This window comes from Gorillibacterium timonense (assembly GCF_001457415.1).
Lineage (GTDB): Bacteria > Bacillota > Bacilli > Paenibacillales > NBRC-103111 > Gorillibacterium > Gorillibacterium timonense.
This window is the reverse complement of sequence record NZ_LN881720.1, coordinates 338158-350021: the sequence shown is the minus strand read 5'-3', so window position 1 is coordinate 350021 and position 11864 is coordinate 338158. Positions and strand designations below refer to the sequence as shown.

12 protein-coding genes and 1 rRNA gene are annotated in these 11864 nt (G+C 56.6%); all 13 read right to left on the bottom strand.

All coding sequences use genetic code 11. The annotated features are described in order from the left end of the window. A 16S ribosomal RNA gene (locus BN2684_RS02125) occupies window positions 1–335 on the bottom strand; the annotation flags it as partial. A 427-nt stretch (window positions 336–762) separates the two neighbouring features. Continuing rightward, window positions 763–2250, bottom strand: coding sequence for a lysine--tRNA ligase (gene lysS / locus BN2684_RS02120; protein WP_058300513.1), 1488 nt, complete (start codon window positions 2248–2250; stop codon window positions 763–765). 344 nt (window positions 2251–2594) lie between these two features. Continuing rightward, on the bottom strand, window positions 2595–3071 hold the full coding sequence (gene greA / locus BN2684_RS02115; RefSeq protein WP_058300512.1) for a transcription elongation factor GreA: 477 nt from the start codon (window positions 3069–3071) through the stop codon (window positions 2595–2597). Between the two features lie 211 nt (window positions 3072–3282). Continuing rightward, entirely contained in the window at window positions 3283–4299 is a 1017-nt protein-coding gene (gene dusB, locus BN2684_RS02110) for a tRNA dihydrouridine synthase DusB (protein ID WP_058300511.1), read from the bottom strand. A 99-nt stretch (window positions 4300–4398) separates the two neighbouring features. Then, on the bottom strand, window positions 4399–4620 hold the full coding sequence (locus tag BN2684_RS02105) for a helix-turn-helix domain-containing protein (RefSeq protein ID WP_058300510.1): 222 nt from the start codon (window positions 4618–4620) through the stop codon (window positions 4399–4401). Further along, the gene (gene folK, locus BN2684_RS25220; RefSeq protein ID WP_058300509.1) at window positions 4608–5450 is read right to left on the bottom strand and encodes a 2-amino-4-hydroxy-6-hydroxymethyldihydropteridine diphosphokinase; all 843 of its coding nucleotides are present in this window, start codon (window positions 5448–5450) and stop codon (window positions 4608–4610) included. The genes BN2684_RS02105 and folK overlap by 13 nt, the downstream gene beginning before the upstream one ends. Window positions 5451–5464: 14 nt before the next feature. Continuing rightward, entirely contained in the window at window positions 5465–6229 is a 765-nt protein-coding gene (gene folP, locus BN2684_RS02095; protein ID WP_234340136.1) for a dihydropteroate synthase, read from the bottom strand. 153 nt (window positions 6230–6382) lie between these two features. Continuing rightward, a complete protein-coding gene (gene pabA, locus BN2684_RS02090; protein ID WP_058300508.1) occupies window positions 6383–6967 on the bottom strand; it encodes an aminodeoxychorismate/anthranilate synthase component II in 585 nt (194 codons plus the stop codon). Between the two features lie 176 nt (window positions 6968–7143). After that, window positions 7144–8085, bottom strand: a complete 942-nt coding sequence (gene cysK, locus BN2684_RS02085) for a cysteine synthase A (RefSeq protein ID WP_058300507.1) — start codon at window positions 8083–8085, stop codon at window positions 7144–7146. A 152-nt stretch (window positions 8086–8237) separates the two neighbouring features. Then, window positions 8238–9215 (bottom strand): peptidylprolyl isomerase, encoded by a 978-nt coding sequence (locus tag BN2684_RS02080; protein ID WP_058300506.1) that lies wholly within the window; start codon window positions 9213–9215, stop codon window positions 8238–8240. A gap of 54 nt (window positions 9216–9269) precedes the next feature. Then, window positions 9270–10145 carry an Hsp33 family molecular chaperone HslO gene (hslO, locus tag BN2684_RS02075; protein ID WP_058300505.1) on the bottom strand — a complete coding sequence of 292 codons (876 nt, stop codon included), beginning with the start codon at window positions 10143–10145 and terminating at the stop codon, window positions 9270–9272. Window positions 10146–10187: 42 nt separating this feature from the next. Beyond that, window positions 10188–10952, bottom strand: coding sequence for a type III pantothenate kinase (locus BN2684_RS02070; RefSeq protein ID WP_058300504.1), 765 nt, complete (start codon window positions 10950–10952; stop codon window positions 10188–10190). Beyond that, the gene (gene nadC / locus BN2684_RS02065; protein ID WP_108722142.1) at window positions 10949–11830 is read right to left on the bottom strand and encodes a carboxylating nicotinate-nucleotide diphosphorylase; all 882 of its coding nucleotides are present in this window, start codon (window positions 11828–11830) and stop codon (window positions 10949–10951) included. The genes BN2684_RS02070 and nadC overlap by 4 nt, the downstream gene beginning before the upstream one ends. Window positions 11831–11864: the final 34 nt, after the last annotated feature.

The window sequence follows — 11864 nt, the reverse complement described above, 5'->3', positions numbered from 1 at the left end:
GTCCCAGTGTGGCCGTTCACCCTCTCAGGTCGGCTACGCATCGTCGCCTAGGTGAGCCGTTACCTCACCTACTAGCTAATGCGCCGCAGGCCCATCCTCAAGTAGCAGATTGCTCCGCTTTTCTTCTCCCCACCATGCGGCAGAAAGAACGTATCCGGTCTTAGCTTCCGTTTCCGGAGGTTATCCCAGTCTTGAGGGCAGGTTGCCTACGTGTTACTCACCCGTCCGCCGCTAAGCTTACCTTCATCCGAAGATTCCAGTAAACTCCGCTCGACTTGCATGTATTAGGCACGCCGCCAGCGTTCGTCCTGAGCCAGGATCAAACTCTCCATAAAAGTTTATAGATCGTTTCATTAAGCTCATTCTTTAACACTTGCGTGTTTGTTTGTGCTCCTTCCGAACCGAAGTCCGAAAGTCGCGTCCTTACCACTCGTTGTTCAGTTTTCAAAGGGCATTCATCGCGTTCAGTGCGACTCTCATACTATAGCACAGCGGCCTTCTTCGTTGCAACCCTCAAGTTTTTCCAGGAAGCTCGGAACCGCTCTGCACTGCTCGTCCGGTGTTAGCCTTCGGAGCGGCGAGAACTAATGTACCACAGATCGTTGAGGGAATGCAAGAGGAAATTTAAAAAAGCTCAGAATGGCCTCAGGAGGCCTCCCCCCCCCTTTGAAGGAGCCATAGCTGCCTCCCACCTCGTCCCAGCAAAGGGGATAAAAAAACAAGAAGCCGCAGCGGGCTTCTTGTTTAAAAGGCAAATGAGCCTTACCGTTCCCTCATCAGCGGGAACAGCAGGACGTCGCGAATAGAGGCTGCGTCGGTAAGCAGCATGACCATGCGGTCGATGCCGATGCCAAGCCCGCCCGTCGGCGGCATCCCGTATTCCAGCGCACGTACAAAGTCTTCATCCATCATATGAGCTTCGTCGTTGCCGAGCTCGCGCTCATGGAGCTGAGCCTCAAACCGTTCGCGTTGATCGATCGGGTCGTTCAGCTCGGTGAAGGCATTGGCATGCTCCCGCGCCACGATGAACAGCTCGAAGCGATCCGTAAAGCGCGGATCTTCGGCGTTCTTCTTGGCAAGCGGTGAAATGGCAACCGGGTGACCGGTGATGAAGGTCGGCTCGATCAACGTCTCTTCGACGAACCTCTCGAAGAATTGGTTGACGATATGGCCGAACGTCATGCCCGGCTCCACTGGAACCTTATGCTCCTTGGCGAGTCGGATCGCTTCCTCGTCAGACATATCCACGAGGAAGTCAACGCCAACGACTTCCTTGATCGCTTCGACCATGGACACACGGCGCCACGGCTTTGCCAGATCGATGGTTTGGCCTTGATATTCAATTTCGGTCTTGCCGAGTACCTCGCGGGCAACATGCACGAATAGGTTCTCGGTCAGGTTCATGATATCCTTGTAATCGGCATAAGCCTCATACAGCTCGAGAAGGGTAAACTCCGGGTTATGCCGGGTGGAAGTCCCCTCGTTGCGGTAGACGCGGCCGATCTCATAGACTTTTTCCATGCCGCCTACAATGAGGCGCTTCAGATGAAGCTCAATGGCGATCCGCATAAACAGCGGCATATCGAGCGCATTGTGGTGAGTGACAAACGGACGAGCCGCGGCTCCGCCTGCGATGGCGTGGAGCGTCGGGGTCTCCACTTCCAGATAGCCCTGAGTATCCAGGTAACGGCGGATGGATTGAATGATCTTCGAGCGAGTGATGAACGTCTCTTTGACGCTCTGGCTCATGATCAAATCCACATAGCGCTGACGATAGCGAAGCTCGACGTCCTTCAGGCCGTGGAACTTGTCCGGAAGCGGGTAGAGCGATTTGGTAAGAACGTCCAAGCTCGTCGCTTTGACGGTCGTTTCTCCGGTTTTGGTCTTGAAGACTTCACCCGTCACCCCAATGATATCGCCGATATCGAGAAGATCGAAGGCTTCGTATTGCGCCTCCTCGACGGAATCCTTGCGCACGTAGATTTGAATTTTGCCGGTCAAGTCTTGAATATGGGCAAAAGATGCTTTCCCCATGCTCCGCTTCTGCATGATGCGCCCGGCGATGCTGACGGTCGGGGCAAGCGCCTCAAGCTCGTCCTTGTCCATGGCATCATAAGTGTTCAAAATATCCTTCGCCGCGTGAGTTCGCACAAATTTGTGTCCAAAGGGATCGATACCGAGGTTTCTCAAGTCGTTCAGCTTGTCCCGGCGGATCACCAGCAAATCATTTAGTTCGAGTTCCTGACTCATCGCACAATCTCCTTCACCTTTTTGAATCCATTTCTTCATTGTACTCATAAATACCCGCAAACAAAAGCATTTTTCCCGAAAAGACCGTGAAATTGCGCTTCTGCTCATGGGTGGTGGAACAAGAAGAAACGGCACCGCTATTCCCTCCATAAAGATAAGGGATGCGCCCGTTTCCTCATGACGATAAGCGTGCCGATTCACACAGCAGCTTCTCGCATTCCGACCATTCCAATCATTCCGGTTCTTCCATCGTTCAATACCCATCGTTCAGAAAAAAGCTTCCTTTACCAGGAAGCTTTCCCGTTCTGCTATGGATGGATCGTGCCTGCCGTCTGAAGAGAAGATTACTTCTTAATATCGATGATCTGATATTGGATAATACCGGCGGGGACGCTGACTTCAACCGTGGAGCCCTTCTTCTGGCCGAGAATGGAACGACCTACAGGGCTTTCGTTGGAAATTTTATTCTCGAAGGGATCTGACTCCGCCGTCCCGACAATCGTATATTCCACCGTATCCCCGTATTCCAGATCCTTCAAGGTCACGATCGAGCCGATGCTCACCGTGTTGATGTCCACTTCTTCGCTGTTGATGATCCGCGCGTTACGCAGCAGCTTCTCCAGCTGCAGGATACGGCCTTCGATAAATGCCTGTTCGTTCTTGGCATCGTCATACTCGGAGTTTTCGCTGATGTCCCCGTAGCCGATGGCGATCTTGATCCGTTCCGCGACCTCGCGGCGTTTGACCGACTTGAGGTTTTCCAGCTCTTCCTCCAGCCGTTTCAGACCTTCCTGAGTCAGAATCGTTTCTTTTTCGCTCATTCCAACAAATCTCCTGTCGTGTGAATTCAATAAAAGTCGCCGCAGAGGCGTATAAGCTCCGCGGCTTCCTCATTACTATATGGTGTACGTTACTACGTCATGACAATGGCGTTGGTTTCAAGTTTACGACTGATTATATTGCAACCCCAACTAATTGTCAATCGCAGCCAAAATAGGGTTAACCAGCGGTTATAAAGACATCAGCGCGCCTTTAGTGGACCGTCAGTTCGGCGGAAGGCTCCTCTTCCCCTTCACCGGAAGCAAGCTTATCGACAAATTCCGTCAGCGAACGCACGATCTCGTCGCGGCCCACCATCTCCATGATGGCATCCTTCACGCGGGCGGCGCCGGTAAGCCCCTTCAAGTACCAAGCCAGATGCTTGCGCATCTCTTTGACGGCGACCGTCTCTCCCTTGAGCGCGATCAAGCGGTCCATGTGGAGGATGGCGATGCGAATCTTTTCTTCCGCTGAGGGCTCTGGAGAGAGCACCCCTTCCGTCAGATAGCGCACGGTCCGGTACAGCATCCAAGGATTGCCGAGCGCTCCCCTGCCGATCATCACGCCGTCGCAGCCGGTCGTTTCGAGCATCCGCTTGGCGTCCTCCGGCGTGAAGACATCGCCGTTGCCGATGACGGGAATGCCCACCGCTTGCTTGACTTCTCTAATCATATCCCAATTGGCGGTACCGCTATACATCTGTACCCGGGTGCGCCCGTGGACGGAGACGGCGGACCCTCCCCCGTTTTCGACAGCTTTTGCGTTTTGCAAGGCGTAGATATGCTCGTCATCCCAGCCGATCCGCATCTTCACCGTAACCGGCTTGGAGACAGCGGCAACAACCTCCGCCACCATTTGTTCAATCTTATCCGGAGCGAGCAGCCAGCGGGCGCCCGCGTCGCTCTTTGTGACCTTGGGCACCGGGCAGCCCATGTTGATGTCGATGATGTCGGCGTTGGTCTGCTGATCAACCACTTTGGCCGCCTCGACCAGCGTCTCGATATCGCCTCCGAAGATCTGCAGGCTGAGCGGCTTCTCGCGCTCGTCCACGTACAGCATCTCCATCGTTCGCTTGTTGCCGTTCATGATGGCCTTGTCGCTCACCATTTCGGCGCAGACAAGCCCGGTGCCGAATTCCTTGGCGATGAGCCGGAAGGCGGGGTTGCAGACGCCAGCCATCGGGGCCAGCACAACGTTGTTCGGGGCGGCTACATTCCCTATTTTCAGCATATAAAGCTCCTTTCTATGGCAAACCCTAAACCATGTAAATCGATAATGCGCCTATAAAGCGTTGGCTTTCTCAAAAAGGCATATTCACTTCAAACGGCGTTAAGCGCGTCTCTCCTGACCGACATCCAGCAGCTCTTCTTCCTTCACATCCAACACTTCGGCAATTCGACGGATCAGCTTCCCGTCCACCTTGCGTGTTCCTCGCTCCAATGAACCGAGAACCGATACGGAAACCCCCATGCGCTCAGCCAGTTCCAGCTGCGTCAGCCCTTTCAGCTTACGGAAGGCGCGGATGCGCAGCGCGATTTTTAGCGTGTCCATGGCACAACCTCATTTCTTGCCGGCATGGCTTCGATTCGGGCAGACAGCGAGCTCAGGCCCGGCACGGCGTCGTCCGTGGCGATTTCGGCGAGCGGAACCAATACGAAAGCCCGCTCTGCAAGGCGAGGGTGAGGAACCGTCAAGCGGGGAAGGCGCAGCTCGACTTGCCCGTAGAGCAGCAGATCAAGATCGACGGTTCGCGGGCCCCAGCGCTTGTCTCGAACCCGGCCGAGCCGGTTCTCGACTCGCTGCAGCTCGACGAGCAATTCCTCCGGAGGGAGGTCGGTGGCGAAGGCCGCTGCCTGATTGAGGAATTTCCCCTGTTCGACGAACCCAACTGGCTCCGTCTCATACAGACGGCTTTGCCGAAGCAGCTTAATTCGCGGATGCTCCGACAAAAGCCGAATGGCTTCGGCCAACAGCTCGTGCCGCTCGCCCAGGTTCGAGCCAAGCCCCACATAAACCTCGACCGGACGGCTGCGCCGAATCTCCACGCTCACACCCGCGAAATGAATCTCAAATGGCGGATGGGGCTTCGTCACCCGCACCAGAACTTCTTGAAGCTCCGGGTAAAAGCCGAGCAAATCCTGCGCGATGTGCTCCGCCAAAGCCTCAATCAGCCGAAACGTCCGTTCAACGACAATGGTTCTCACCCGGGCGTACAGCTCAGCATAATTGATCGTCTCGGTCAGCTCGTCGCCGAAGCCGGCGCGGGACAGCGGGAGCAAGAGCTCCAGATCGACATAATAGTGCTGCCCTAGTTTATTTTCCTCGGCATAAACTCCGTGATACGCGAAGAATTCCATTCGGTTAAGCGTCATTTTATCCATGCGGCAGTCCCCCGTCAAGCGCCGCAGCGAACGATGGCATCCGCCATTCGCGCCGCCCGCGCATTCTCCTTGATGTCGTGCACCCGCACCAGCTCGCAGCCCTGGGCGATGCCGAGCACCGTCGTGGCTACCGTTCCCTCGATCACATCGTCCGCAGGCAGGTCGAGCACATTGCGCAGCGTGCGTTTGCGCGATGCCGCCAGCAGAACCGGGTAGCCTAGCGCGGTCAATCGCTTCAGGTTCCCGAGAAGCTGAAGGTTCTGCTCCTGAGATTTGGCGAAGCCGATTCCGGGATCGAGGATGATCTGCTCGTCACGTACGCCCGCCCGCTTAGCGATCCGTACGCTTTCTTCCAGATCGGAGACGACATCGGCCAGGAAGTCGGCATAGACCGGCTCCGGGCGGTTGTGCATGAGAATGATCGGGCACCCGTATTCCGCTGCCAATTCACCCATCCGCGAGTCTCGGCGGCAGCCCCAGATATCGTTCAGCAGGTGAGCGCCCGCTTCCAGAGCCCGCTTCGCAGTTCCCGGCTTGTACGTATCGATGGACAGCGGGACGGACACCGCCTCCCGCAGCGCTTCAATAATGGGGATAACTCGACGGATCTCTTCCTCCTCCGGGACATGCACGGAGCCCGGACGCGTCGATTCGCCCCCGATGTCGATGAGGTCGGCTCCAGCCGCTACCATCGCTTTGACATGCTCCACCGCGGCTTCGAGGTCCGTATAGCGTCCTCCGTCAGAGAAGGAATCCGGCGTTACATTTAAAATACCCATAATCTGCGTTTTTGCGCCCAGTTCAAGCGTGAGTCCGCGGCAGTCCAGACTTCGCCGGTCGGTCAGGCTACGCCGATCAGCTCCCCCCATTAGCCACACAGAATAAGGTTCATTGTGTTTCATAAAGACAAGCACTTCCTTGTCAGCAGACTGTTACCCGACCACGCGACCCGGCTGCATCTCCAAGAAATGAAGCAGCAGCTTCCGGCCATGATCGGTCAGAATAGATTCCGGATGGAACTGTACGCCCTCGATGGCATAGTCCTTATGCCGAAGGCCCATGATCTCTCCCTCTTCCGTCCAGGCGCTCACTTCCAGGCAGTCGGGAAGCGTCTCCCGGCGGACGAGCAGAGAGTGATAGCGCGTTGCCGTGAAAGGCGACTCGATTTCGGCAAACAGCGTCCTGCCATCGTGATAGATGGCTGAGGTTTTGCCGTGCATCAGCCGCTCGGCGCGTACGACCTCGCCGCCGAAGGCTTGGCCGATCGCCTGATGGCCGAGGCAGACTCCGAGGATCGGCAGCTTCTCCTTAAAATGCTCGATCAGATCGAGGCATATCCCGGCTTCATTCGGAGTGCACGGCCCGGGTGACAGCAAAATCCGGTCCGGGGCAAGCTCTTCGATTCCGGCAAGGGTAATGTCATTGTTGCGACGAACCTCGACAGCCTCGCCCAGCTCGCCTAAATACTGAACCAGGTTGTACGTAAACGAGTCGTAATTATCGATGACCAGAATCACGGCAAATCACTCCTTTGTCTTTGAATCCGGCCGTGCGTTCCGCCTCATGCGGCCGACTATCTTCCCTCTATTTAAGGATATCTTGCGCTCCCCGTCAATCCTGCCGCCGGAAACACAACAAGACAGCCCCTCCAGGAAGGGGCTGTCGTTAATCGCTCACATGGTCAAGAAAGCTCTTATTGCTCGTCAAATTGGTAGAGCGGCGTGCTCAAGTAGCGTTCGCCGTTGCTCGGCAAAACGGCAATGACGCGCTTGCCCTTGCCCAGCTTCTTCGCCACTTTCAGGGCGGCGAAGATCGCAGCACCGGAGGAAATACCTCCGAGGATGCCTTCTTCGCGCGCTACGCGGCGAGCGGTCTCGAAGGCTTCGTCATTCTCTACCGGAATGATCTCTTTGTAGATCTCCGTGTTGAGGATATCCGGAACGAAGCCGGCGCCAATGCCTTGAATCTTGTGGGGACCGGGCTTGCCTCCGGAGAGCACCGGGGAAGCCGCTGGCTCGACCGCGTAAATCTCGATGTCCGGGAAGTTCTTCTTCAGCACTTCACCGACACCGGTGATGGTGCCGCCGGTTCCGATCCCGGCGATGAACGCATCCAGCTTGCCGTCCTTGGAGTTGATGGCTTCGACGATCTCCGGACCCGTCGTCTCGCGATGAATCTTCACGTTCGCTTGATTCTTGAACTGCTGCGGAATGAAGTAGGTCGGATTCTCAGCCTGCAGCTCCTCCGCCTTCTTGATGGCGCCCTTCATGCCTTCCGCTCCCGGAGTCAGCACGAGCTCGGCTCCATAAGCGCGAAGCAGGTTGCGCCGTTCAATGCTCATCGTTTCCGGCATGACAAGAATGGCTTTATAGCCCTTCGCTGCGGCTACCATGGCCAAACCGATCCCGGTGTTCCCGCTCGTCGGTTCGATGATGGTATCTCCGGGTTTCAGCTTCCCTTCTTGCTCGGCGACCTCTACCATGCTGATGGCGATCCGGTCCTTGACGCTGGAGCCCGGGTTTTGGTATTCGAGCTTCACGTAAATTTCTGCGCTGTCCTCAGGCACAACGCGATTCAGCCGTACAAGCGGAGTTCCGCCGATCAATTCGGTAACGCTGTCTACGATTTTGGCCATGGATAAAACCTCCTCTAAATGTTCCGTTCATATTTCCGACTAATCCGGTTGGTATTATGCTATCATCTTACCAATCCCATTCTTCCTTGTCAACTGGAATATGAAAAGGATTCCGAAGCGAATCGGTTCCGCCGGAATCCTCGTATTCCCTGTTATTGCCCGGAAGCCGGACTCGGACTTGGAGTCGGGGAAGCTCCAAATTCGCTGTCGGCTCCAATCAGCGACGCCTTCCATTTATCGCGCAGGGCCAAAATGTAATCCTTGATAGCCGGAGCCTTCTGCAAGGCCAACTGCTTGCGGACGCTTTCCCGAATCGCTTCCGGGTCGCTCTTCTTGTCTTCCTTGCGGTCGAGCAGCTTTACCACGGCATAGCCGGACTCCGTCTGAACGGGCTGTCCGATCTCGCCGACCGTCAGCTCCTTAGCCGTCTTCAGGATATTCGGCGAAACGAACGGATCGTTCTCTTCAATCCAGCCGAGATCGCCTCCTTCGCTCGCCGTGTTGATATCCAAGGAGCGCTCGCGGGCAAGGGTAGCGAAGTCGCCCCCGGCTGTTGCCAGCTGGTACGTGCGATTGGCCTGCTCCAACGTTTCGTTGAGGATGAACTGCAGATGCAGCTGCTCGGTATCGGCGAATTCCTCGGGGTTCTGCTTGATGTAATCGCTGATCTCGTTTTCTCCTACCACGATGTCGGAGGTTGCGGCTTTTTCCACCAGCAGCTTGAAGTAAACATCTTCATGAAGCTCCTCGCGGGTCATGCCGACCTGCTCCTTCATCGACTGATAAAATTGCTCCTCGCTGCCGTATCCCTGCTGCATGCGTGTGAGCTCCGCGGCGATCTCCTTCTCCTCGACTCGCAGTCCCCGGTCATCGGCCTCAAGCTGGATGGCGAGATGATCCACCATCTGATTCAGTACTTCCAGCCCATACTTGCTGTATACCTTCTGCCGAACCATCTCGGAGGTGATGACCTTGTCACCGATCTTGGCGACGATTCGGCTCTCTTCTCCACTGCTGGCGGAGGGATCCGGCACCGACGCATGCGGCTCGGTTATGGCAATCCGGAACAGCACCAGCCCGACTCCCGTCAATAATACGATAATCCCCCACAGCAGCTTAACATTTCTCATCTCTATCCCCTCGGATTCCCTCTTCGCCCTTGGCCCAGGCTTCCGTTGTTCTCTTTAAGAATCGATCTTGGTTATAACGCCCTCAATTTCTTTATCGGTAAAATGATACGTTTCGTTACAGAAATGACAGACGAGATCAATTTTTCCGTCTTCCTCTAAGATGGAGGTCAGCTCCTCGCGCCCCAGGCTGATCAAGGTGCGTTCAACCCGCTCCCGCGAACATTTACAGCGGAACGACACATCCATTCGGTCCAGAATACGGACATCCTCTAGAATAGACGCGAGAATGTCCTCCAAGGTTGCGCCGCTTTCCAGCAGCGAAGTTACGGAAGTGATCTTGCTCAGCTTCTCCTCCAGCTGTGCGATCTCATCTTCGCTTACTCCCGGCAGCAGTTGAACGATGAAGCCGCCTGCCGCTTTGACCGTGTAGTCCTTATCGACAAGCACGCCCAGCGCCACCACAGAGGGAGTTTGCTCCGACTTGGCAAAATAATACGTGAAATCCTCCGCCAGCTCGCCCGAAACGATCGGAGTGCTGCCGAGGTACGGCTCCTTCATGCCAAGATCCCGGATGATATAGATGAAGCCGTCCGTTCCGACCGCTCCGCTTACATCGAGCTTGCCCTTTTCGTTCAGCGGCAGGTCGACGGCCGGGTTATCGACATACCCGCGCACTTCTCCCTTGGCGTTGGCGTCGACGACGATCTGCCCGATTGGGCCTCCGCCTTTAATTTGAATGGTCAGCTTTTCCTCGCCTTTCATCATGGCGCCGATCATGGCGCCGGCTGCCAGGGTCCGTCCAAGTGCCGCCGTAGCGGTCGGTGTCGTCGAATGGCGACGGCGCAGCTCTTCCGTCAGTGCTGTGGTGTGAACGGCAAATGCGCGAAACTTGCCGTCCTTTGCTGTTGCTCGAATCAATTCGTCCTTCATAGTAAGTAAGGTCACTCCCCTTGAATGTCTTTCTCTCTAGCTTTACCCATTGCGCTCGTAGATAAGCCGCAGCCCTTCGAGTGTCAGCAGCGGATTCACGACCTGGATGGTGCGCGATTCCGAAGCGATCATCTTGGCAAGCCCGCCGGTGGCGATGACCTGCGGGTCCGTGTTGAATTCCTCGCGAATCCGCTCGACGATCCCATCCACCTGCCCGGCAAACCCAAAGATGATTCCCGCCTGCATCGACGTCACCGGGTTGCGTCCAACCACGCTCTTGGGACGGGCCAGCTCGATGCGGGGAAGCTTCGCAGCGCGCTGATAGAGCGCCTCCGTTGAGATGCCGATCCCCGGCGCGATCGCCCCGCCCAGGTAGCGGGCTTGCTCGTCGATGTAATCGAAGGTCGTGGCGGTTCCGAAATCCACGATGATCAGCGGCGCTCCGTACAATTCAATGCCGGCGACGGCATTCACGATACGGTCGGCGCCCACCTCGCGGGGATTCTCGTAGCGGATGTTCAGCCCGGTCTTCAGGCCGGGGCCGACGACGAGCGGGGTGCGTTTGATGTACTTCACGCACAGGTTTTCCAGCACATGCATAAGTGGAGGAACGACCGAGGAGATGATGACCCCTTCTATGTCTTCCATCCGAATGCCAGCGTGCTGAAAGAGACTGTGCACCATCATTCCATATTCGTCCGTGGTGGAGGAGCGATCCGTACTGATCCGGTAATGGTACAGAAGTTCCTTGCCCCGGTAGATCCCGAGAACAATGTTGGTATTGCCTACGTCGATGACAAGAATCACGAAAGGCTCCCCTTTCGTTCGTTTAGATCCAGGCTGATGTCGAGCGCATGCACGGAATAGGTCAGCCGTCCGACAGAGATGACATCGACCCCGGACGAAGCGATCGCCCGAACGGTATCGAGGCTGACGTTGCCGGAAGCCTCCACCACGATATGCGGAGCCGCCGCCTTCACCTGCCGAACCGCAACCGTCATGTCTTCGACGCTCATGTTGTCGAGCATGATGATGTCGGCTCCGGCGGTTAGAGCTTCCTCCAGCTCGCCGAAGCTCTCGACCTCCACCTCGATCTTCATCGTGTGTGGGATCTGCTCGCGAGCCGCCTGCACAGCCCGGGTGATGCCGCCCGCTCCCTTGATGTGGTTGTCCTTGATCATCACCGCATCGTACAACCCGAAGCGGTGGTTATGGCCGCCGCCGACCCGAACCGCATACTTCTCCAGCATCCGGTGGCCGGGTGTCGTCTTGCGCGTATCCACGAGCCGCGTGGGAAGGCCATCCAGCGCATCGACGAATCCGCGAGTGCGGGTGGCGATGCCGGACAAACGCTGCAGCAGATTGAGCGCAAGCCGCTCCCCGAGCAGGATGCTGCGGGTGCTGCCGCTCACGACGGCGATGAGATCGCCCTTGCGCAGCGGACCGCCCTCGACGGCGCGAGGCTCGAAGGTGAGTCGCGGATCAACGACGCGGAATACCTCCTCGGCAATCGGAAGACCGGCCAGAATGCCGTCTTCCTTCACGTGAATGATACCGGACGAGACGCTGTCCGCCGGAATGGTGGACAGCGTCGTGACGTCGCCGGTGCCGATATCTTCATCTAACCAACAGCGGATGGACTCCGCGAGCTTGCTCTTATTCAGTTCCATTACGGTAGGGTGCATGATCGGTTTCACTCCTGCATCGGTTGGTTTCATC

Bases quoted from the DNA above. Each gene is read 5' to 3' on its own strand.
- lysS (WP_058300513.1), bottom strand. From the start codon at position 2,250: ATGAGTCAGGAACTCGAACTAAATGATTTGCTGGTGATCCGCCGGGAC.
- folK (WP_058300509.1), bottom strand. From the start codon at position 5,450: ATGGATAAAATGACGCTTAACCGAATGGAATTCTTCGCGTATCACGGA.
- BN2684_RS02080 (WP_058300506.1), bottom strand. From the start codon at position 9,215: ATGAGAAATGTTAAGCTGCTGTGGGGGATTATCGTATTATTGACGGGA.
- BN2684_RS02105 (WP_058300510.1), bottom strand. From the start codon at position 4,620: ATGGACACGCTAAAAATCGCGCTGCGCATCCGCGCCTTCCGTAAGCTG.
- nadC (WP_108722142.1), bottom strand. From the start codon at position 11,830: ATGCACCCTACCGTAATGGAACTGAATAAGAGCAAGCTCGCGGAGTCC.
- greA (WP_058300512.1), bottom strand. From the start codon at position 3,071: ATGAGCGAAAAAGAAACGATTCTGACTCAGGAAGGTCTGAAACGGCTG.
- hslO (WP_058300505.1), bottom strand. From the start codon at position 10,145: ATGAAGGACGAATTGATTCGAGCAACAGCAAAGGACGGCAAGTTTCGC.
- cysK (WP_058300507.1), bottom strand. From the start codon at position 8,085: ATGGCCAAAATCGTAGACAGCGTTACCGAATTGATCGGCGGAACTCCG.
- dusB (WP_058300511.1), bottom strand. From the start codon at position 4,299: ATGCTGAAAATAGGGAATGTAGCCGCCCCGAACAACGTTGTGCTGGCC.
- folP (WP_234340136.1), bottom strand. From the start codon at position 6,229: ATGGGTATTTTAAATGTAACGCCGGATTCCTTCTCTGACGGAGGACGC.